General features: G+C 68.9%; 18 protein-coding genes. 7 read left to right on the plus strand and 11 right to left on the minus strand.

What is annotated here, in order from left to right:
- Window positions 1–5 precede the first annotated feature (5 nt).
- From ACWCSU_RS19960 to ACWCSU_RS19990, 7 genes are all read left to right on the plus strand, one after another.
- Window positions 6–1,880: a hypothetical protein gene (locus ACWCSU_RS19960; protein ID WP_449936599.1), complete on the plus strand. Its 1,875-nt coding sequence runs from the start codon at window positions 6–8 to the stop codon at window positions 1,878–1,880.
- Between the two features lie 25 nt (window positions 1,881–1,905).
- Window positions 1,906–3,396: an MFS transporter gene (locus ACWCSU_RS19965; protein ID WP_449936601.1), complete on the plus strand. Its 1,491-nt coding sequence runs from the start codon at window positions 1,906–1,908 to the stop codon at window positions 3,394–3,396.
- Between the two features lie 51 nt (window positions 3,397–3,447).
- Entirely contained in the window at window positions 3,448–9,663 is a 6,216-nt protein-coding gene (locus ACWCSU_RS19970; protein WP_449936604.1) for an amino acid adenylation domain-containing protein, read from the plus strand.
- A 30-nt stretch (window positions 9,664–9,693) separates the two neighbouring features.
- Window positions 9,694–9,903 (plus strand): MbtH family protein, encoded by a 210-nt coding sequence (locus ACWCSU_RS19975; protein WP_397040820.1) that lies wholly within the window; start codon window positions 9,694–9,696, stop codon window positions 9,901–9,903.
- A 140-nt stretch (window positions 9,904–10,043) separates the two neighbouring features.
- A complete protein-coding gene (locus tag ACWCSU_RS19980; RefSeq protein ID WP_449936607.1) occupies window positions 10,044–11,054 on the plus strand; it encodes a LuxR C-terminal-related transcriptional regulator in 1,011 nt (336 codons plus the stop codon).
- A gap of 113 nt (window positions 11,055–11,167) precedes the next feature.
- The gene (locus ACWCSU_RS19985; RefSeq protein WP_449936609.1) at window positions 11,168–11,557 is read left to right on the plus strand and encodes a DUF5655 domain-containing protein; all 390 of its coding nucleotides are present in this window, start codon (window positions 11,168–11,170) and stop codon (window positions 11,555–11,557) included.
- 117 nt (window positions 11,558–11,674) lie between these two features.
- Window positions 11,675–12,628 (plus strand): GlxA family transcriptional regulator, encoded by a 954-nt coding sequence (locus ACWCSU_RS19990; RefSeq protein ID WP_397040826.1) that lies wholly within the window; start codon window positions 11,675–11,677, stop codon window positions 12,626–12,628.
- Between the two features lie 69 nt (window positions 12,629–12,697).
- On the opposite strand, the gene ACWCSU_RS19995 is transcribed toward ACWCSU_RS19990, so the two are convergent.
- The 11 genes from ACWCSU_RS19995 to ACWCSU_RS20045 all read right to left on the minus strand — a co-directional run bounded on the left by ACWCSU_RS19995 (window position 12,698) and on the right by ACWCSU_RS20045 (window position 20,312).
- Window positions 12,698–13,264 (minus strand): hypothetical protein, encoded by a 567-nt coding sequence (locus ACWCSU_RS19995; RefSeq protein ID WP_357700357.1) that lies wholly within the window; start codon window positions 13,262–13,264, stop codon window positions 12,698–12,700.
- Window positions 13,265–13,405: 141 nt separating this feature from the next.
- Window positions 13,406–13,870: an RNA polymerase sigma factor gene (locus ACWCSU_RS20000; RefSeq protein WP_364098846.1), complete on the minus strand. Its 465-nt coding sequence runs from the start codon at window positions 13,868–13,870 to the stop codon at window positions 13,406–13,408.
- Window positions 13,871–14,572: 702 nt separating this feature from the next.
- Window positions 14,573–14,869 carry a hypothetical protein gene (locus ACWCSU_RS20005; RefSeq protein ID WP_449936614.1) on the minus strand — a complete coding sequence of 99 codons (297 nt, stop codon included), beginning with the start codon at window positions 14,867–14,869 and terminating at the stop codon, window positions 14,573–14,575.
- 167 nt (window positions 14,870–15,036) lie between these two features.
- On the minus strand, window positions 15,037–16,836 hold the full coding sequence (locus tag ACWCSU_RS20010; RefSeq protein ID WP_449936617.1) for an ABC transporter ATP-binding protein: 1,800 nt from the start codon (window positions 16,834–16,836) through the stop codon (window positions 15,037–15,039).
- Window positions 16,833–17,318, minus strand: a complete 486-nt coding sequence (locus ACWCSU_RS20015) for a hypothetical protein (protein WP_449936618.1) — start codon at window positions 17,316–17,318, stop codon at window positions 16,833–16,835. The genes ACWCSU_RS20010 and ACWCSU_RS20015 overlap by 4 nt, the downstream gene beginning before the upstream one ends.
- The gene (locus ACWCSU_RS20020) at window positions 17,318–17,815 is read right to left on the minus strand and encodes a MauE/DoxX family redox-associated membrane protein (protein WP_449936620.1); all 498 of its coding nucleotides are present in this window, start codon (window positions 17,813–17,815) and stop codon (window positions 17,318–17,320) included. Before ACWCSU_RS20020 ends, ACWCSU_RS20015 begins: the two co-directional genes overlap by 1 nt.
- Window positions 17,816–17,882: 67 nt before the next feature.
- A complete protein-coding gene (locus ACWCSU_RS20025; RefSeq protein WP_357700370.1) occupies window positions 17,883–18,062 on the minus strand; it encodes a hypothetical protein in 180 nt (59 codons plus the stop codon).
- Between the two features lie 96 nt (window positions 18,063–18,158).
- Window positions 18,159–19,031, minus strand: coding sequence for an ArsR/SmtB family transcription factor (locus ACWCSU_RS20030; RefSeq protein ID WP_449936624.1), 873 nt, complete (start codon window positions 19,029–19,031; stop codon window positions 18,159–18,161).
- 51 nt (window positions 19,032–19,082) lie between these two features.
- Window positions 19,083–19,517, minus strand: coding sequence for a S26 family signal peptidase (locus ACWCSU_RS20035; protein ID WP_449936627.1), 435 nt, complete (start codon window positions 19,515–19,517; stop codon window positions 19,083–19,085).
- A gap of 293 nt (window positions 19,518–19,810) precedes the next feature.
- Window positions 19,811–20,002 carry a hypothetical protein gene (locus ACWCSU_RS20040; RefSeq protein ID WP_357700378.1) on the minus strand — a complete coding sequence of 64 codons (192 nt, stop codon included), beginning with the start codon at window positions 20,000–20,002 and terminating at the stop codon, window positions 19,811–19,813.
- A 166-nt stretch (window positions 20,003–20,168) separates the two neighbouring features.
- A complete protein-coding gene (locus ACWCSU_RS20045; RefSeq protein ID WP_357700380.1) occupies window positions 20,169–20,312 on the minus strand; it encodes a hypothetical protein in 144 nt (47 codons plus the stop codon).
- Window positions 20,313–20,433: the final 121 nt, after the last annotated feature.

A 20,433-nucleotide genomic window follows, 5' to 3' on the forward strand; every position in this document is an offset into this window, starting at 1 on the left:
CTCGGATGAGCAGTCGCGAGGAGTCCGCGATCGTCGTGTCGACCGGGGACGCCCTGGTCTCCCGGTCCCGGTCCTGGGCTCCGGGCCGGCCCTTCCCGGTGCTGGACGGACCGGGTGTGGAGCGCTACCGGAGCGTGCTCCTGCGTCGCGGACGCCCGGAGTGGCCGGCGATCGACGGCAGCCCGCGGGACGGCGTCGTGTTGTCCGTGGGCGGCGAGGAGAGCGAGGCGGCGGCGGTCCTGCTGGCCAGGGCGACGGACAGGCCGCATGCCCACCTCGGCCTGAGTGAGCTCGCCGGGGCGATCGGCCGCCACGCGGACGAGCCGATCGCGCTGGTCGGCCTCGTCGACGACTTCGCCGCCCTGGGGGACTGGCCCGGCTTTCTGGCGCCGCGCCTCGGTGTCGTGACCGCCAGAGACGCCTCCTCGCTCAGTTGCCTGGTGTACCGGACGCTCACCCTTCATGCCCTGGGCCAGGCGCGCGACTTCACGATCCTGCATCCGGAGGACGAGGAGGCCGACAGCGCCGACGCGGTCGCGTGGGACGAACTCCTCTCGCTGAAGGACGAGCCGGTGCGTCTTCTGGCGATGCGCACCCATGGCATGGAGTGCGGCGCGAACCTGCCTGACGCCATCCTGTGCGGCAGATCCGACTACCTGGGGAAACCCCTTCCCGTGTTGAACGGGGAGCACCGCGCCGTGTCATGTCTCAGAGGAGCCGGTTGTTACCGCAAGGACCTCAAGGACGAGCAGCGCCTCCCCGTCGCCGACCTCGACGCCAGCGTGGTCCTCGCGCAGAGCTGCATGTCGGTGGCGGTCGGCAACAACGTCTTCCCCGGCGATGTCGGGTTCGGCGTGGGCTTCATGGCCGGCACGGCGGTCGCGGTCATCGGCACGATCGGCAAGCACCTCGACGACGCCGGCTTCATGCACGAGATGCGAGCCGGCCTGGCCGCCGGAGGCTCGCTGGGCCACGTTCTTGAGCAGGTCAACGAGCAGGCCATGCTCGTGGGAGGGGAGATGTCGCGGTTCGGGCTGCTGGGCGACCCCACGCTCGTGCTGATCCCCGACGCCGCGCCGGAGCCTCGTCGGCGGCCGGCCCTTCCGGACGAGCGCGACAACCGGGGGCTGGACGAGCTGGCCTACCTCAACGCGGAGGTCATCCCCCGGCTGCTGCGGCTGCGCTGGCTCGACGTCGAGGTTCCGGAGGGAAGGCTCGCCGAGCTGCGCAGCGGGATCAAGGCCGCGGCCGGTGGCTGGCGTGCCGCTCCTCCGGAGACGGAGCTGGCCGCGGTGGCCGGGCAACTGGCGGCGGTTCAGGCCGAGGTCGTGACGTCGTTGATCCAGCAGATCCATTCCTCTTGGTGGCATTTCACGCAAACCGCTCTGCCTGCCTTCGGCAAGGTGAGCGACGAGCCCCAGCGCTGTCCGAAGTGCAAGCTGGACAGCGCCTTCCTGGCCACGTTCGCGCATCGGATCGAGCCCGAGCTGAGGATCTCCACGGTCCAGTGCCGGCGTTGCGGAGATCTGTGGTGGTCCACTTCCGGTGCCACTGCCGCCGTGGAGGCCGAGCACGTCGCCTGGCTCAGGCCCGACCGGCCTTGCGAGCTGACGGCCACCGTGTCCAACCACGCGGGGTCCAACCAGGCGGGCAGAAGGCTCGTGGGCACGGTGGGCTTCGCGATCTCGGCCGGGAAGTTCCTGCACCTGCCGGAGGGCTGGTCCGCGCCGTGCGACCTCGACCCCGGCGAGTCGCGGGACATCGCCTGGACCGTGACGGCCGCCTCCGAGGTCGTGCCGCACGAATACGAGGGCTGGTGTGTGCGGCTCTTCGACGGGGTCTACAGCGCGTCGACCATGCAGATGGAAGTGCTGCCGTAATCCGGACGCCGGAGGAAGGAGCAGGATGGCTCGCGGTTCTCGGCGCTGGGGGGTCCTCGGCGTTCTGTGCCTGTGCGTATGGATTCTCGTCATGGACAACACCGTGCTCAACCTGGCGGTGCCCGTGCTCATGGGCGACCTCGGCGCGGGGCCGGACGACGTCCAGTGGATCATCAACGCCTACGCCCTGGCCTTCGCCGGAATGCTGCTCACCTCCGGAAGCCTGTCCGACAGGTACGGGCGCAGGCGGTTCCTCATCCTCGGCCTGGTCGTGTTCGGCGGCGCCTCACTGGTCGCGTCACTGTCGGCCGAGCCCTGGCACCTGATCGTCGCGCGGGCCTTCATGGGGCTGGGCGGTGCGATGCTGATGCCGAGCACCCTGTCCATCCTGGTCAACGTCTTCGACGCCGGGGAACGCCGCAAGGCGTTCGCGGCGTGGAGCGCGGCGGCCATGATGGGGCTCGTCGTCGGGCCGCTGGTCGGCGGGTTCGTGCTGGAACACGCGCCCTGGGGCATGATCTTCCTGCTCAACCTGCCCGTCGCCGGGCTGGTCATCGCCGTTGCGGTCCGGCTCGTACCCGAGTCCAAGGGGCCCGCCCGCCGGCTCGACCCGGTCGGCGTCCTGTCATCGGCCCTGGGGATGACCGCCCTGATCTACGTGGTCATCTCGCTGCCGCGCGAGGGATGGGCGGCGCCGCGCTCACTCGTGGCGGCGCTGCTCGCCGTCGCCTCGCTGTCGGCGTTCATCTGGTGGGAGCGGCGCACGGATCATCCGATGCTCCCGCTGTCGCTGTTCCGCGACCGGCGCTTCAGCGGCGCGTCGCTCACGATCGTCCTGGTGGTCTTCGGCTCGGGCGCTCTGCTGCTCGTCCTCGCGCAGTACCTGCAGTTCGTACGGGGGATCAGCCCGGTCGCCGCCGGGCTGGACCTGCTGCCCTACGTCGTCGCGTCCGTGCTCGGCAACGTGGCGAGCGGGGCGCTGGGCAAGAGGATCAGCAACCAGTCCCTCATCGCCACGGGGTTCGCCGGGGCGGCGGCGGGATTCGTCCTGCTGGCGTTCATCGACAGCGGCGCGGACGGGGGCCTGCTCCCCGCCGGCCTGGTGATCATGGGGGTCGGTGCGGGGCTGGCGAGCCCGGCCGCGTACACCTTGCTGATGGGGGTCGTGCCGGAGGAGCACGCCGGGGTCGGATCGGCTCTCAACGACACCGTTCAGCAACTGGGGATGGCCCTGAGCGTGGCGGTGCTGGGAAGCGTGATGGCCTGGAAATACACGTCCTCGATGCCGGCGGGTGCCCCGGCGGCGGCGAGGGAGTCCATCGCCGGCGCCCTGGACACGGGCGATGCCACGCTGGTCGCGGCGGCCAAGTCCGCGTTCCTGTCCGGGATGTCGCTCACCCTGGTGATCGGCGCCGCCTGTTGCGTGGTCGCGATGATCTCGGCGATGAGCGTGCTCAGATCTCCCTCCGCCGTGCCGATGCCTGATCCCGAGACCGGAGTCGTGCGGGCCCCGTAGCAGCCTTTTCTCGTCCGATCCACCTTTTTACTCTGACGAACGGAGCTGGAAATGAACGAGGGCGCGATTCAGACCTTTGGTGGTTTGTTCGAGGGTGTGGCTGGGCGTTTTGGTGGTGAGGTGGCGTTGGTGGTGGGGGAGGTGGAGTTGTCGTATGGGGAGTTGAATGGGTGGGCTAATCGGTTGGCTCGGGTTTTGGTGGGTCGGGGTGTGGGGCCGGGGTGTGTGGTGGCGGTGGTGTTGCCGCGGTCGGTGGAGTTTGTGGTTGCGGTTTTGGCGGTGGTGAAGGCGGGGGGTGCTTTTTTGCCGGTGGATCCGTCGTATCCGGTGGAGCGGGTGGAGTTTATGGTGGCGGATTCGGGGGCGGGGTTGGTTATTCGGGATTTGGCTGATTTTCCGGTGGGGGGTTGTTCGTCGGCTGATTTGGTGGTGGGGGAGCGGTTGGGGGTTTTGGGGGTGGATGATCCGGCGTATGTGATTTATACGTCGGGGTCGACGGGGCGGCCTAAGGGTGTGGTGGTGTCGCATGCGGGTGCGGTGAATTTGGCTGCGGTGCAGGTGGCGCGGTTTGGTGTGGGGCCGGGGTGTCGGGTGTTGCAGTTTGCTTCGCCGAGTTTTGATGCGTCGGTGTTTGAGTTGTTGTGGGCTTTTGGTGGGGGTGGGGCGTTGGTGGTGTGTCCGGTGGGTGTGTTTGGTGGGGAGGAGTTGGGCCGGTTTTTGGTGGAGCAGCGGGTGAGTCATGGGTTGATTCCGCCGGCGGCGTTGGTGACGGTGCCGGAGATGGAGTTGACGGATTTGCGGGTGTTGGTGGTGGGTGGTGAGGCGTGGGGTGGTGATTTGTTGCGGCGTTGGGTGGGTGGTCGTGCGTTGTTCAATGCGTATGGGCCGACGGAGACGTCGGTGGTGGCGACGTTGAGTGGGGTTTTGGGGGTGGTGGAGGGTGTGCCGCCGATGGGGCGGCCTTTGGAGAATTTGCGGGCGTTTGTGTTGGATGAGTGGTTGCGGCCGGTGCCGGTGGGTGTGGCGGGGGAGTTGTATGTGGCTGGGGTGGGTTTGGCGTTGGGGTATGTGAATCGGCCGGGGTTGACGGCGGAGCGGTTTGTGGCGTGTCCGTTTGTTTCGGGTGAGCGGATGTATCGCACGGGTGATGTGGTGCGGTGGCGGGTGGATGGGGATTTGGAGTTTGTTGGTCGGGTGGATGACCAGGTGAAGGTTCGTGGGGTGCGGATCGAGCTTGGTGAGGTGGAGGCGGTGGTGGCTGGGTTGCCGGGGGTGGCGCAGGTGGCGGTGGTGGTGCGTGAGGATCGGGTGGGGGATCGGCGGTTGGTGGCGTATGTGGTGCCGCGTGCCGGTGTGGGGCTGGATGGGGGGTGGGTGCGTCGGGGGGCGGCTGAGGGGTTGCCGAAGGCGATGGTGCCGTCGGCGGTGGTGGTTTTGGATCGGTTGCCGGTGACGGTGAACGGGAAGGTCGATCGGCGGGCGTTGCCGGTTCCGGATTATCGGGTGTCGGGGCGTGGGCCGGGGAGTGAGCGGGAGGAGTTGTTGTGTGGGTTGTTCGCCGAGGTGCTCGGGTTGGAGCGGGTCGGCGTCGACGACGACTTCTTCGACCTCGGTGGAGACTCACTCCTGGCCACGAGGCTGATCAGCCGCGTACGCGCCGAGCTGGGCACGGCGCTTTCCGTCAGAGCCGTCTTCGACCGGCCCACCGCCGCCGAACTGGCCCGAGGGCTCGCGCCTGACGCGACCTCGGGGCCCGTGCTGGCCCCGACCTCGCGTGCCGGGGCCGTGCCGCTGTCGTTCGCCCAGCAGCGGCTCTGGTTCCTGCACCGTCTGGAGACGGACGCCGCGACGTACAACGTGCCGATCGCGCTGCGGATGAAGGGGCGGCTGGACGTGGGCGCGCTGGATGCGGCGTTGCGTGACGTCGTGGCCCGGCACGAGAGCCTTCGGACGATCTTCCCCGATCTCGACGGCGTCCCGGCCCAGCGGATCCTGAGCCCGGCCGAAGCCGGCCCGCGACTGGCCGAGGTCGCGGTGGAGGAGGCGTCGCTGGCCGAGGCGCTCAGGCGGGCGGCGACGCGCGGGTTCGACCTGTCGGCCGAGCCGCCGCTGCGCGCGTCCCTCTTCACGGTGTCCCCTGACGATCACGTGCTGTTGCTCGTCCTTCACCACATCGCCTGCGACGGCTGGTCGGTGGCTCCCCTCGTCCAGGACCTGTCCCACGCCTACGTCGCGCGCCGCCGCGGCGGCGACCCCGGCCAGGCGCCCCTGCCCGTGCAGTATGCCGACTACGCGCAGTGGCAGCACGAGCTGCTCGGCGGCGAGGACGACCCCGGCAGCCTGATCAGCAGGCAGCGGGAGTACTGGGCCGGCAAGCTGGCCGGCCTTCCCGAGGAGCTGACGCTCCCCGCTGATCGGCTCCGGCCGGAAGGCTCCGGCGGCCGAGGCGACGTGATCCGGTTCGAGTGCGACGTCTCGGTGCATGCCGGCCTGCTGCGCCTGGCCAGGCAGAGCCGCGCCACGGTCTTCATGGTGGTGCACGCCGCCCTGTCGGCGCTGCTCACCCGGATGGGCGCGGGCACCGACGTCCCGGTGGGCACGGTGATCGCCGGCCGCACCGACGAGGCGCTGAACGATCTGGTCGGGTTCTTCGTCAACACCCTGGTGCTGCGCGTGGACACCGGCGGCGATCCCAGCTTCAGGGAGCTGGTGGCCCGGACGCGCGAGGTGGACCTGGAGGCCTACGCCCACCAGGACCTTCCGTTCGAGTATCTGGTGGAGATGCTCAACCCCGCGCGCGTGCTGGGACGGCATCCGCTCTTCCAGGTGATGCTGGCCTTCCAGAACAACGCCGCACCCCGTTCGAACCTGGACGGGCTCGCCGTCGAGACGGAAGTCCTCCCCACGGGCACCACCAAGTTCGACCTGTCGATGGAGGTGGCCGAACGGTTCGACGACGGCGGCCGGCCGGCGGGCCTGCACGGCACGCTGGAATACGCCGCCGACCTGTTCGGCAGGCCCGCGGCGGACATGCTCCTCGCGCGGTTCTTGCGGGTCCTGGCGCAGGTGGCGGACGCCCCCGACACGCCGATGAGCCGGCTCGACGTGCTGGACGCCGACGAATGGCGCCGCCTCGTGACCGATCAGCACGAGAACGAGCTCGCCGTTTCCGAGCAGACCATTGGTGGTTTGTTCGAGGGTGTGGCTGGGCGTTTTGGTGGTGAGGTGGCGTTGGTGGTGGGGGAGGTGGAGTTGTCGTATGGGGAGTTGAATGGGTGGGCTAATCGGTTGGCTCGGGTTTTGGTGGGTCGGGGTGTGGGGCCGGGGTGTGTGGTGGCGGTGGTGTTGCCGCGGTCGGTGGAGTTTGTGGTTGCGGTTTTGGCGGTGGTGAAGGCGGGGGGTGCTTTTTTGCCGGTGGATCCGTCGTATCCGGTGGAGCGGGTGGAGTTTATGGTGGCGGATTCGGGGGCGGGGTTGGTTATTCGGGATTTGGCTGATTTTCCGGTGGGGGGTTGTTCGTCGGCTGATTTGGTGGTGGGGGAGCGGTTGGGGGTTTTGGGGGTGGATGATCCGGCGTATGTGATTTATACGTCGGGGTCGACGGGGCGGCCTAAGGGTGTGGTGGTGTCGCATGCGGGTGCGGTGAATTTGGCTGCGGTGCAGGTGGCGCGGTTTGGTGTGGGGCCGGGGTGTCGGGTGTTGCAGTTTGCTTCGCCGAGTTTTGATGCGTCGGTGTTTGAGTTGTTGTGGGCTTTTGGTGGGGGTGGGGCGTTGGTGGTGTGTCCGGTGGGTGTGTTTGGTGGGGAGGAGTTGGGCCGGTTTTTGGTGGAGCAGCGGGTGAGTCATGGGTTGATTCCGCCGGCGGCGTTGGTGACGGTGCCGGAGATGGAGTTGACGGATTTGCGGGTGTTGGTGGTGGGTGGTGAGGCGTGGGGTGGTGATTTGTTGCGGCGTTGGGTGGGTGGTCGTGCGTTGTTCAATGCGTATGGGCCGACGGAGACGTCGGTGGTGGCGACGTTGAGTGGGGTTTTGGGGGTGGTGGAGGGTGTGCCGCCGATGGGGCGGCCTTTGGAGAATTTGCGGGCGTTTGTGTTGGATGAGTGGTTGCGGCCGGTGCCGGTGGGTGTGGCGGGGGAGTTGTATGTGGCTGGGGTGGGTTTGGCGTTGGGGTATGTGAATCGGCCGGGGTTGACGGCGGAGCGGTTTGTGGCGTGTCCGTTTGTTTCGGGTGAGCGGATGTATCGCACGGGTGATGTGGTGCGGTGGCGGGTGGATGGGGATTTGGAGTTTGTTGGTCGGGTGGATGACCAGGTGAAGGTTCGTGGGGTGCGGATCGAGCTTGGTGAGGTGGAGGCGGTGGTGGCTGGGTTGCCGGGGGTGGCGCAGGTGGCGGTGGTGGTGCGTGAGGATCGGGTGGGGGATCGGCGGTTGGTGGCGTATGTGGTGCCGCGTGCCGGTGTGGGGCTGGATGGGGGGTGGGTGCGTCGGGGGGCGGCTGAGGGGTTGCCGAAGGCGATGGTGCCGTCGGCGGTGGTGGTTTTGGATCGGTTGCCGGTGACGGTGAACGGGAAGGTCGATCGGCGGGCGTTGCCGGTTCCGGATTATCGGGTGTCGGGGCGTGGGCCGGGGAGTGAGCGGGAGGAGTTGTTGTGTGGGTTGTTCGCCGAGGTGCTCGGGTTGGAGCGGGTCGGCGTCGACGACAACTTCTTCGACCTCGGCGGCGATTCCATCATCGCGATCCAGCTGCTGGCCAGGATCAAGAAGGAAGGGCTGACGTTCAGTCCGCGGCAGTTGCTGCAACAGCAGACGGTGAGAGGGCTCGTCTCCCTCGTGGAGGACGCCGGCGAACCGTCGACGCCCTCCGCGGACGACGGGACGGGCCCCGTGACGCTCACGCCGATCATGCACTGGCTTCGCGATCTCGGCGGATCCGTCGACGAGTTCAGCCAGAGCGTCGTCGTGACCGTGCCGGCCGATCTCGATCTCGATCACCTGCGCGCCGCTGTGGGGCATGTCCGTAGACATCACGACGCGCTGCGACTGCAACTCTCGCAAGCCGGCGGCGCATGGTCACTCCGCGTGAATCCGCCGGACGGGCTTCCCGGCGAGTCCTGTGCCCGGCGGGTCGACGTGGCGGGACTCCCGGACGACGAGCTCGCGCGGACGATCACGGCACACCGGTCGGAAGCCGCCCGCCGCCTGGACGTCCGGGCCGGTGCCGTCGTCGAGATCGTCTGGTTCGCCGCGGGTCCGTCCCGCCCCGGCCGGTTGTTGATCATGGTCCACCACCTCGCGGTGGACGGGGTCTCGTGGCGCATCCTGCTCCCGGACCTGGCGGCCGCGTACGAGGCGGTGGGCGCCGGCCGGCCGGTGACCCTGCCACCCGTGGCCACCTCCTTCCGGCAGTGGGCCGAGAGGCTGCGCGCCGAGGCGGCGAGTCCGGCGCGGGAAGGGGAGCTGGAGCTCTGGCGCGACGTCCTGGAGACCGCCGACCCGCCGCTCGGCGGCGGTCACGACGTCGAGGCCGGCGCCACCGCGCGCCATCTGACACTGACCCTTTCCCCGGCGGCCACCCGCGACCTGCTGGCCAAGGTGCCCGCCGCCCTGGGGGGAAGGATCAACGAGGCACTGCTCACAGCACTCGCGCTCGCCGTCGGACACTGGCCCGAACGCTGCGCCGCCGGCTCGGCCGTCCTGATCGACGTCGAGGGGCACGGGCGCGAGGAGATCGTCCCGGATGTGGATCTGTCACGCACGGTCGGCTGGTTCACCAGCATGTTCCCCGTCCGGCTCGACCCTGGCCAGGTGGACTGGGAGGCGGTGCGCGCCGGCACGGCCGCGATGGGAACCGCCTTCGAGCGGGTCAAGGAGCAACTGCGGGCGATCCCCGACAACGGCATCGGGTTCGGCCTGCTGCGCCATCTGAACGAACGGACCTCATCGAGCCTGGCCGGCCGTCCACGGCCGCGGATCGGCTTCAACTATCTCGGGCGGATCACGCTCGGCGACGAGGAGGAGAGCTGGGCCCTCGCTCCGGGCACGCAGGCCATCCAGGGCACGCGCGCCGCGGACCTGCCCCTGCCCCACCAGGTCGAGGTGAACGCCATCACCCAGGACTCGGCCGACGGGCCGCGGCTGGTGGCGATCTGGACCTGGGCCGCGGAGGCGGTCTCGGAAGAGGCCGTCCGATCACTGGCCGAGCGCTGGTTCCAGGCGCTGCGGGGGCTCGTCGCACATGCGTCCGCCGCCGAGGAGACGGATGCGTGAGGGTATCGGCACGACAACGGAGGAAGCGTGATGACCAATCCCTTCGAGGACCACGGCCGCGAGTACGAGGCTCTCGTCAACGCCGCCGGACAACATTCCCTGTGGCCGGTGGACATCGAGGTGCCCGATGGCTGGACGGTCACGTTCGGGCCCGGCGGACGTGCCGAATGCCTGGAGTTCATCGAGAACAACTGGAGCGATGTGCGCCTCTTCAGGAGAGGTGCGGAATCGGCGGGGTGAGTCGGGCCACCCTGCGCTACACCCGTTCCTGGAAAGGTGAGGGTCTGGTGAATGATTCAACGATGTCGGACGTGCGCAACGGGCTGGCCTCGCTGCTCTACCGGACCGCGGGATCGCGGGCGACATGGGACGCGCCCTCCGTGGCGGCGGAGGTGGGTGCCGAGACAGTCGATATCGAGGCAGCCATCATGTGCCTGGAACAGCTCGGACTGCTCGTCCCTTCCACGCAGGCGACAACGGGATACATCATCGTAAATCCTGACGTGGCGCTCTCCCGGCTGCTCGACCTGGAGCGGAGCCTCGCGGCCAGCTACCACCGGCGGCTCGGTCATTTCCGCGAGGCGTTGCACATGCTGCTGCGGGACTTCTCGCCCGGCGAGCGGCACGGGAACGGCGTGAACGTCGAGTTGCTGCGAACCTCGACGGAGCTGAGCGAGTTCCTCGATCATCGATCCTCCCAGGTGAAGCAGCAGGAGCTGGCCATCCATCCCAGCGCGCCCGCGATCGACGCCACGAACGAGATGTTGTCGAGGACGGTGCGGGCCCTGTCCCGCGGCGTCAAGATGCGGGTCCTCTATTCCGATCATGTGGTGGCGCACCCCGTGATGCGTGACTACTGCATGGAGGCGATGCGTCACGGGGCGGACATCCGGGTCGGCGGTTATCTGCCGCTCGGCATGACCCTCATGGACGACGACCTGGCCCTGTTGCCCATCGACCCGCAGGACACCTCTCTCGGCGTCGTGGCCATCCACAGCATGGAGGTGGTCAGGTCCATGTACGCGGTGTTCGCATACCACTGGTCCGAGGCCGTCCCGATAGCGAACGTGCTGGATCACGCGGAATGCGTGGACAGAATCCTGTCCACCCAGGAAAGGGTGATCATCCGGATGCTCGCCATCGGCGCCAAGGACGAGGCGATCGCACGAAGGCTCAACGTATCGCCCAGGACGCTCAGCCGCGTGATCTCGACCCTGCTGGACCGCCTGGGCGTGGAGACCCGATTCCAGGCGGCCGTGAAGGTCACCAAGATGGGACTGCTGGCAAGAGAGCCCTTGGAGGGCACGTGGACCGAGCGGTCACGCCATGCGGCCTCGCGATCCGCCCGGGGCCCGCGTCCCCACCCCTCCGCGCAAGGCTTCGGCCCATGACGGCCGCGCCCCGGCCGGTGCGGGGCTCCGGGCCGGGCTGCATGGCCCGCGTCCCGATCAGTACGGCTCCGCAGTCCGAAAACTGTCGCCACCGCTTGCTAGTTTCTCGGTCCATGAGCCAGCGGACATGGACGATCGACGATCACCTTGAGGGCAAGCCCGACGCATCGGTAGCCCTGTACCACGAATTTGTCAGCCTGGTTGAGGCATGCGGGCCCTTCACGTACGCGGTGTCCAAGAGCATGATCACCGTCAAGGGCACACGTCGAGGATTCGCCGGAGCGAAGCCGGACATGCGGGGGCTCCGAGGGTACTTCGACATCCAGCGCACGATCGGCGACGACGCCCGCATCAGCAGCGTGTCCCCGTACACGAAGCGGTTGTACGTTCATACCTTCCGGATCTCTGATCTCGCCGAGCTTGATGAGGGGTTCGCCGGCTGGCTCCGCGAGGCGTACGAAGTTGGGCAAGGCGGACATCTGGGAGGCCTGGTCGCCAGCTGATCGTCGGGCACCCCACTTCTCGTTCGACGGCGGCGCTCGTGTTGCCGCAGCCGTCCCGGAGCCCACGGTGGGAAAGTCGGCAGTGCGTGTTCCGTCGCTCGCTCGTACCGTGTAGTCATGACTGGACGGCTGGTGGTCGTCATCGGTTTCGACGGCATCGAGCTCGTTGACGTCGCGTGCGTGACGACCGGTTTCGACTACGCCAACCGGCAGGGCGCCGACCCGGCGTACCGGGTCGTGTTCGCGACTCCGATGGGCCGGCCCGTGCGGTGCGACTCCGGGCTGGAGCTGCCCGGGCAGGGGCGGATCGACACGATGGGCGGCCCGATCGACACGCTGATCGTCTCGGGTGGTCAAGGGCACGAGACCGCCGCCGCCAACCCTCGGTTCGTCAGTCAGGTCGTACGGCTGGCCGGGCTGTCGCGGCGGGTCGCGTCCGTGTGCACCGGGGCGACGGTGCTGGCCGCGGCCGGTCTGCTCGACAACCGCCGGGCCACCACGCACTGGTACGAGGCCGGACGGCTGGCCACCCGATACCCGCACGTACGGGTCGACCCCGCGCCGATCTTCGTACGGGACGGCACGGTCGCGACGTCAGGCGGGGTCACCGCCTCTCTGGATCTCACGCTGTCGTTCATCGAGGAGGACCACGGGTCCGAGCTGGCCCGCCGCGTCGCCATGGGCATGGTCACTTACCTGAAAAGGCCGGGGGACCAGGCGCAGGTGAGCATGTTCAACCGGATCGCGCACGCCGACCAGGTCCTGGTCCGGCGGGTCGTCGACCATGTGGTCAGCCATCTGGACGAGGATCTCGGCGTCGCCCGTCTGGCCGCGCTCGCCGGGGTGAGCGAGCGGCATCTGAGCAGGCTGTTCGTCGAGTGCGTCGGCCGGACCCCCTCGCGGCTGGTCCGCGAGACGCGGCTCGAAGCGGCCGCCCAGCTGCTCACCGGCACTCGTGAGTCGGTCGCGGCCATCGCCCGGCGGTGCGGGTTCGCCTCCGCCGAGTCCTTACGGCAGGCGTTCGTGGCGTGGGCCGGGATCTCACCGTCGCGTTACCGTGGGAGATCATGACGCTCACGTTCGCCGCCGACGGCACAGAGCACCGGCCCGGGGTTCTTCCCGGACCGGCGCTCTCGTGTGTCAGCCTCCGGCGCTGAAGGACCTCGCGCCGTTACCGTAGACGGTCATGTCCACCCAGGGGTGCGATTCCTGGATGCAGGAGAAGTACGGCACAAGGCAGAAGACGCCCTGGGTCCGCTTGCGCCATTGGGCCGCTCCCCGGCCGCCGTTGCTCACGAGCGACTCGTGAGCCTTGAACGACCAGCCCACCATGTAGACCTCGGCCCACCTGGTGTAGAAGTGGGCGCTGGTGATCCGGGAGCCGTCGCGGCAGTAGTCCATTCTCTGGAAATACTTCCAGAGCCATTGGCCGACGCGGTTCTTGCCGCCTCGGTAGCCGGTGTAGATCCAGCAGGAACTCGCCATGATCTGGGTCCGTTCCTCCGCCGAGACGACGACATCGTTCTGGGCGAGCTTCGCGAGATAATCCTCGCTGGAGATGGAGTCCAGCGGTTCCTCGCCGTTCTCCGTGGTGGCCAGTTCGGTGTCGGGATCCGTCAGAGACGACGAGACCTTCTGGGACGTCCTGCTCTCCGCTCCCGCCGCGGGCGCGAGCATCAAGCAGGCGAGCGCCGCCGCCAGCAGCACGACAAACGCATGCCGTACGAGCGGAATACGCCTTCGCAGGCTTCTCATTGCTGTCCTTTTCCGCGATTCCCGAGAATCGCACATCGGCCTGAACGAACCTTTCATCGGTAATACGTTCCTGGGCGGGAAGCTCGACGGAATTCATCGCCGTTTTCCGGCCGGGCGGTTCACGGCCCGCCGCACGGGGGCTGTCGCACGGCGATACCGCATCTCGACGGCGGCGGCCGATTCGCCGCGCGCGACGCCGATCTGCCCCCAGGTGGCGCCCTCCATCCGCAGATGGACCACATGGCGGATCTCGGGGTCGAGCAGCGCGATCAGAGGGGCCGCGCGCCTGGCCTCGTCCCCGTCGGCCACGGCGTCCTCGAAGCCGTGGGGGCGCGGCATCAGCGCCGCGTGGCGGCATAACGCCTGTTCACGGGCCGTCCGGCGGTGGTGGTCGACCACGAGTCGCGTCGTGACGGTGGCGAGGAACGGCCACGCCCGCTCCTCCTCCAGTCCTGCGAAAGTGGCGGTACGCAGCAACGCGTCCTGGACGACGTCCTCCGCGTCCGCCCCGGCCCCCATACGTTTCGCCAAGGCCAGCAGTCGCGGCCGGTACGCCATCAGGACATGCCAACGTTGTTCTGTGACTTTCATGCCACGGCCCTTTCTGTTTCCATGCAGACAAAGGAGCCCGGACAAAGTCGCCCCGTAAGATTGCAGACATGCGGAACCGCCGCACCAGGACCACCGCCGGACGTTTCCAGGCCACCTGAGCGTGGCTTCCCCGACTCCGGCCGGGCTTTATCGCACGCGCCGGGCGGTCACCCCTACGACCGCCCATCCACACCCCGACGCCCTCATCGCCGGCTCCCGACCCCCCGCAGTTCCCTCCGTTCGGGGCACCGGGCTTTCGCTTTCTCACCAGATCGAAGCAGTTCGTGTCCTTGTCCGGATCGAACCGGGGAGCGCGCTGTCCGGATCCATGGGATTCCCGTCCGCTTGCCAGGGCGCCGGGAAGGCCAAGCGATTCCCGGCCACGCCCGTTACTAGCGCAGAGTACGGCGCACGGTGGCCGTCGCTGACGGGTGCCAAGCCGCACCATCTCGCCGTGCACCCGTCGATGGGCCAACCGGGTTCTCCCGCGCCAGGCGAATGATCAGGTCCTCCGACACCTGACTGCGGCCCAGTGACATCAGCCAATCGAAGACCCGGAGCGCGATCAGATAGGGGGTGCCGGTGACGATCCCGTCCGCGACGGCTGGAACTCCCTGTCTCGTTCTCGGAGCGGGACGCGCGCCTGGCGGTAGGCCCTTTGTAGGTCCGTCAGGAGATACCTGAATGCCGGATGATTCCCGGTGGCGGTCGCAGCTCGCCGGTGCGTGTGGGGCAGTAGTCGCGCAGTTCTTCCGCCGCGCGTCGTGACCACCGCGCAATGAATGCAGGGTCCAGCTCTTCGTCGAGCACGGCCACGTGGATCTCTCCGGTTGTCGACTTGTGGACGTGCATGAGCTCTCCACCGTCCGGCGCTAGATCCCAGATCTCGGCGACCCAGTTCTCAGTTCCAGGAACGCTGAGGACGGAGAGCTCGATGAGTCGTTCCCCCTCTCTTGTCACGATCACGATGCCACCCCATTCCCTGGACGAATGCAGCGTCCAGCGACCCCGTCCCACTAAGCTGCCGACACTGAAGTCCCTCGTCAGGCAGCAGGTACTCCACGAGCCTATTCTCGGCTTTGTTGCCAAGCGCCATCCGGCTACCAGTTCTTGCGAGGTGGTGGCGACAGTCTTCAGTGGATGTCGACGGTGTAGCCGCTGGCCTGGAGGGTGAAGAGGCGGGCGTATTCGCCGTCTGCGGCCATCAGGGTGGTGTGGGTGCCCTGTTCGGCGATTCTGCCGTCCGTCAGCACCACGATGAGGTCGGCGTCCTTGACGGCGCTCAGCCGGTGGGAGATCAGCAGGCTGGTGCGGCCGGCCCGGTGCTCGCGCAACCGCTGGTGGATGGCGTGTTCGGCCTCCGCGTCGAGTCCGGCGCTCGGCTCGTCCAGGATGAGCAGGTCGCGTTCGCCCCGGATCAACGCTCTGGCCACGGCGAGGCGCTGCCACTGGCCGCCGGACAGGACGACGCCGCTGGCCTCGGCGGCGTCGAGGAAGCGGTTGCTCAGCAACGTGTCGTACCCGTGCGGCAGGCTGTCCAGCGCCTTGTCCACCCCCGCCAGTCGTGCCGCCGCCCTGACCTGGTCGGGGGAGGCGCCCAGTGAGCCGAGTGAGATGTTCTCCGCCGCCGTGAAGTCGTAGGCCACGTAGTCCTGGAAGACCGCGGTCAGCCGGGAGCGCAGTTCGGCGGGGTCGGCGTCACGCAGGTCCGTCCCGTCCCAGCGCACTGCCCCGCGGGTCGGGTCGTAGAACCGGCACAGCAGTTTGACCAGGGTCGACTTTCCGGCGCCGTTGAGTCCCACGAGCGCGACGCTGGCGCCGTGCGGGATGGTGAGATCCACTCCGCGCAGCACCCATGGTTGCTCCTCGCCGTAGCGGAACCAGACGTCCCGTACTTCGATCCCGGAGCGGAGCGCGGGCAGCGGGCGCGGCGGGAGACGTACGGGAAGGTCGGGGACGGCGGAGACGACGGCGCGGTAGTGACCGAAGACCAGCAGCGCCTGGTGCAGCCGGGCGAGCTGGGTGACCCCGCCGGACAACGCGCCCTGCACCCCGGCGACGGCGGCGGCGAAGACGGCCACGTCGCCCACGCCGAGCCGGCCGCCGGCGATCGCCCAGATCAGTCCGGCGCCGCCGATCGCCGCGCCGAGCAGGGCCAGCAGCCCGTGTCCCGCCAGCGCTCGCCGTTCCAGGGCCTGCTCCTGGTGGTTGACGGCGCGGATCTCGCCGAGGAGACGGTCGCGCAGGAACGTGCCGAGCCCGAACAGCCGCACCTCCTTGGCCGGCTCGACCTCGGTGAGCAGGTCGGCGTAGAAGATCTGGCGGCGCATCGCCGGGCTGAGCGTCCAGCCGAGACGTACCTTGCGCCTGCTCAGCGACAGCTGCACCCCCAGCGACGGCAGCGCGGACAGCAGGACGATCCCGGTCATGACCGGGCTCAGCGCCATGAGCGCGGCGACGAACCCGGCCAGCGTGACCAGCCCGCGCACCAGCGCCAGGCCGGGGGCCAGGATCTGGTTGGCGGCGCCCGTCCCCGCCTGCTCGGCCAGTCTGAGCCGGTCGCGGAAGCGGGGGTTCTCGAACGGGCCGAGTCCGACGAAGGCGTTGACCGAGGTGAACAGGCGCTCGCGGGTCAGCAGGTCCATGCCGCGGCGCAGCCGTCCGTCGGTGTATTCGGTCAGGTGCGGCAGCAGCGCGGCGACCAGGCCCACCACACCGAGCATGATCGTGGGCACCAGGACGGCCCGGTTGCCCGCCAGACCGTCCAGGATGAGCTTGGTGCACCAGGCCGCGGCCACCGGCGTCGTGCCGCCGACGATCACGGCGAGCGCCGAGCAGACGGCCGCGAGCGGAGCGGCCCGCCAGGCCAGCCCCCACACCGTCACGGCCCTCCCGGCCAGCCGCAGCACGCCGGGCGAGACGTCGTGGGTCATGCGGTGACGGGGGCGCCGAGCCCGGCCACGGTGACCGCGCGCGACCTGACCCGGCCGGAGTCGTCGAGCAGGTAGAAGGCGGGGAAGGCGGAGTTGGGGAAGGCCAGGCAGACCGGGCCGTTGGCGGGCTCGGTGATCACGGTGGCGCTGCCGCGCAGCGCGTCCGCGTAGCTGTCCCCGTCAGGGCCGGACACGACGGCGAGCACCTGCGAGGGGGAGTAACCCGCGTTGGCGACGAGCTGGAGGAACGGCGGCAGTTGCCCGGGGCAGGCCTGACACTCGGTGTCGAAGAAGCCGATCATCGCGGGCCGGCCGATCCCGCCCACGTCGGGGACGGTCGAGCCCACCGGCAGCAGCGGCGGCCCCGAGGGCGCGGCGTGCTGCTCGGCGTGGCGCAGCCTGCGGATCACCGCGAGCGTCAGCACCAGGTTGAGCGCGCTCACGACGCCCACGATGACCAGGGCTGCGATGACGTACGGCATCAGAGGTTCCTCTCCAGGAGAAGGTCGGCGAGGTCGTCGAAGAGCACCAGAACGGCGGCGAGCACCGCGGCGGCGACCAGCGCCAGCGCGACCCCGGCGAGTTCGACGCTCCCGCCCGGCATCGCCCAGCCGGTGACCGCGACCGCGATCAGGAGCAGGTTGCGCACGACCTGGGCCCGGCTCAGCGGGGCGGCGGTGACGCCGAAGCACCGGCAGGTGGCGGCGGAGCCGCGGCGCAGGGCCAGCAGGATCGCGGCGGCGAAGGCCGCCGACAGCGCGGCGGCCAGCACGAATCCCGCGCGCTCGCCCGTGGCGAGCAGCGCCACGGCGGCGCTCTCACCGGCCAGTACGGCCACCGCGACCGGCGCGGCGGGCAGTCCGGGAGCCAGACCGGGGACGGAGGACACGAAGGCGCGCCAGCCGGTGGCCTTGCCCGCCAGCGCGGCCAGGAAGACGAGGCAGAGCACGGCCCTGCAGCCCAGCTCTATGTACGGCATGGCACTCCTGCGCAGGTGGGGTCCGCCCACGCCCCTCGCGGAGGGGTCGTGGGCGGGGTGTGGAGGGTCAGCAGCACTCGTAGCAGGACACGTAGGTCGTGCAGTCCGGCCGCACGCAGGTGTACGCGGTGTGGTCGAGCCAGTGGTAGCACCAGCACTCGTAGGGGCACCCCCTGGCGTCCGCGGTGCTGGCGGGCAGCAGGGCGCCGAGCATCCGGTCGCCCAACGCCTTGAGTGTGCGAGTCATCCGACCTCCTGGGTGAGAGGGGCTGTATTCGCCTGATCATCACCATCGGGTCAGGGGAGGGGCAATCCTTTCGGACCGCCACCGAAATGCGACAAATCAGGCGCTGTATTCGAGGAGTTCGTGCCCCAGCGAGGTGAGCACGTGCCGCACCGCCCGTCCCTCGCGGTAGGTGTTCACGAGCCCCGCCAGCCGCAACGCCGTCACGTGCTCGGACACCGTCGAGGCGCTCACCGCCAGCGACCTGGCCAGCTCGCCGGTCGCCGACCCGCCGCCGATCGAGCGCAGGACCCTGGCGCGGGCCTGCCCGACGACCTGGGCCAGGGCGTCCACCGGCACGGGGTGCCGGGTGCCCTCGTCGCTGACCGGATAGGCGATGACGGCCCTGCGGTCGCCGCGGGGCGGCGACAGCGCGAGAAAGCAGCGGCTGGCGCACATCAGCGGCGAGAACGCCACGCCCCCGTCACCGAGCTCCACCGGTGACGGGCACATGTCCGACGTGTCGATCTGCAGGGCGCAGCCGTACCAGCTCAGCCTGGGGGTGAGTCTGGGCAGCGTACGGCCGAAGCCTCGTACGCAGATCAGCTCGGAGTATCGGTTCACGTGCGCGCTCAGGCGGCGGTGTATCGCGTCCCATTCCGGGGCCACGCAGCTGACGTAGAAGGCGCGCAGCGCGTCGGCGACGTCGCGGAGACCGGGTTGGACGTCGAGTTCGTCGTTGAGTGTGCCTGCTCCGGACGGCAGTGGCAGGTCGGCCCAGAGGAAGCCGGACACGCTGTGCGGCGCGTGGTGGACGCGTCGTACGAACGGCATGGCTCTGGCGGGCGTCCTGCGTGCCAGGTCCCGCCACGGTGATCCGGGTACGGCGAAACCGGGATGATGCAGGCACAGGGCGGCGAACAGGGTGTGGTGCAGGGGGGAGATGATGAAGGTCGTCGTGGCCAGTCCTGCAGCAGAAAAGACCAGACGCATATCCCAGCCCCGTTGTCAGGAAATGTCCGGACATAATGGAGTATGAGGCTGTTAGGACGTACTAACAAGGGTGCGTAGGACGACCCCCAGCACGCGGTCAGCTGGTACAAGTCCCCATAATCTCGAATCCGCGCTGATCTCCCCGTCGCCCAGCACCACGAGCTTTCCGGGCGGGACCGTCGAGGGCAGCCCGGGGCACTCCGGCGGCACCGGTTCACCCGGCAGCGCCGCGACCCGCTTGACCACCCACTCGGCGGACGTGACCTCGGGCAGCGGCCCCTCGCGCCACCGCATCCCCGGCCCGATCGCCTCAAGCACCACGATCTGCCCGCGTCTGACCGCCTTGCCGCGCAGCACCAGCAACCGGTCGCCGGGCCGCAACGCCGGCACCATGCTCTCCCCGCGTACCGTCACCACCGCCAGCCGGCGCCTGGCCAGGAACACGACAATGACCAGCAGGGCGGCGAATGCGGCGATCACGGGCATGGCGTGAGCGTAAGCGTCCGACCTGTGGGGCTCAAGGATTGCGGGTGCAGAACCCTCCTCCGCTTGCGCGGGGGCCTGCTCGGGACGGCCGAGGTCATGGCGTCGCGTGCCTGGGCTGCCGCTGTGGAGGAGCATCTTCAAGGAGGCGGAGCTGCTTCGGCGTCAGGTACCGCGACGGCTTTCGTGTCGCAGAGTGACGCCCTGTTCATGTGGGGATGGCGTCGACGAACGCCTTGTTCCGACGGCTCTTCGGCGCGGAGGCTCGAAGAGCCGGCATCGCGGTGGTGATCCGCCTAGTCGGGGGAGCGCAAGAGCATTGCCTCCACCTCGGCGCCGGCGTCGGCCGTGCAGACGTACGTGGGTCTACCGGTCGCCGGATCAACGTAGTACAGGCTCGCGCGCTTGCCGCATCTTGAGCACCAGGCGTCCGGCCCGCCACCGAGCTCGGCCAGGCCGACCTTGATCTCTGGGATAACAAAAGCCATGGGGGAAGCGTAGGTCGGCGTGGTCAGGACTTCCGTGGTGACAGCGCGTCTTGCGGAATCCATGCCCGCAGATTGTTCGACACGGGAGGTGACGGGCCCGCCGGTGGTGACCAGGACCCGGGAGAACTGGTCGAGGCGACACGGCCTTCGCCGGAGCAAGCGGATGCTAACGGCGCAGCAGCAGGCGCAGCAGGCGCAGCGCACGGGATCGGCGTCCGGAGTCGGCCGAGAACATGTAGATGACGGCGGGGAGTGTCAGCAACGCGGCGCTTGCCACGACCAGTGCGACGAGGTGGGGCAGCATCATCATGGAGCTTCCCTTCTGGAGTTCGGCATCACCTCGGCCGACGCCGAGGGTGCGATTTCAGGATGCGGCGTGCCGAATAGCCGTTGACGATCCGTGCCAAGGTCTTACGCGATCCGATGAACCC

It is taken from the genome of Nonomuraea sp. NPDC001699 (assembly GCF_053596455.1).

What these genes read in the sequence shown, in the direction of transcription:
- ACWCSU_RS19960 (WP_449936599.1), top strand. Translation starts at nt 6, where the DNA reads ATGAGCAGTCGCGAGGAGTCCGCGATCGTCGTGTCGACCGGGGACGCC.
- ACWCSU_RS19965 (WP_449936601.1), top strand. Translation starts at nt 1,906, where the DNA reads ATGGCTCGCGGTTCTCGGCGCTGGGGGGTCCTCGGCGTTCTGTGCCTG.
- ACWCSU_RS19970 (WP_449936604.1), top strand. Translation starts at nt 3,448, where the DNA reads ATGAACGAGGGCGCGATTCAGACCTTTGGTGGTTTGTTCGAGGGTGTG.
- ACWCSU_RS19975 (WP_397040820.1), top strand. Translation starts at nt 9,694, where the DNA reads ATGACCAATCCCTTCGAGGACCACGGCCGCGAGTACGAGGCTCTCGTC.
- ACWCSU_RS19985 (WP_449936609.1), top strand. Translation starts at nt 11,168, where the DNA reads ATGAGCCAGCGGACATGGACGATCGACGATCACCTTGAGGGCAAGCCC.
- ACWCSU_RS19990 (WP_397040826.1), top strand. Translation starts at nt 11,675, where the DNA reads ATGACTGGACGGCTGGTGGTCGTCATCGGTTTCGACGGCATCGAGCTC.
- ACWCSU_RS20000 (WP_364098846.1), bottom strand. Translation starts at nt 13,870, where the DNA reads ATGGCGTACCGGCCGCGACTGCTGGCCTTGGCGAAACGTATGGGGGCC.
- ACWCSU_RS20010 (WP_449936617.1), bottom strand. Translation starts at nt 16,836, where the DNA reads ATGACCCACGACGTCTCGCCCGGCGTGCTGCGGCTGGCCGGGAGGGCC.
- ACWCSU_RS20015 (WP_449936618.1), bottom strand. Translation starts at nt 17,318, where the DNA reads ATGCCGTACGTCATCGCAGCCCTGGTCATCGTGGGCGTCGTGAGCGCG.
- ACWCSU_RS20020 (WP_449936620.1), bottom strand. Translation starts at nt 17,815, where the DNA reads ATGCCGTACATAGAGCTGGGCTGCAGGGCCGTGCTCTGCCTCGTCTTC.
- ACWCSU_RS20025 (WP_357700370.1), bottom strand. Translation starts at nt 18,062, where the DNA reads ATGACTCGCACACTCAAGGCGTTGGGCGACCGGATGCTCGGCGCCCTG.
- ACWCSU_RS20030 (WP_449936624.1), bottom strand. Translation starts at nt 19,031, where the DNA reads ATGCGTCTGGTCTTTTCTGCTGCAGGACTGGCCACGACGACCTTCATC.
- ACWCSU_RS20035 (WP_449936627.1), bottom strand. Translation starts at nt 19,517, where the DNA reads ATGCCCGTGATCGCCGCATTCGCCGCCCTGCTGGTCATTGTCGTGTTC.
- ACWCSU_RS20040 (WP_357700378.1), bottom strand. Translation starts at nt 20,002, where the DNA reads ATGGCTTTTGTTATCCCAGAGATCAAGGTCGGCCTGGCCGAGCTCGGT.
- ACWCSU_RS20045 (WP_357700380.1), bottom strand. Translation starts at nt 20,312, where the DNA reads ATGATGATGCTGCCCCACCTCGTCGCACTGGTCGTGGCAAGCGCCGCG.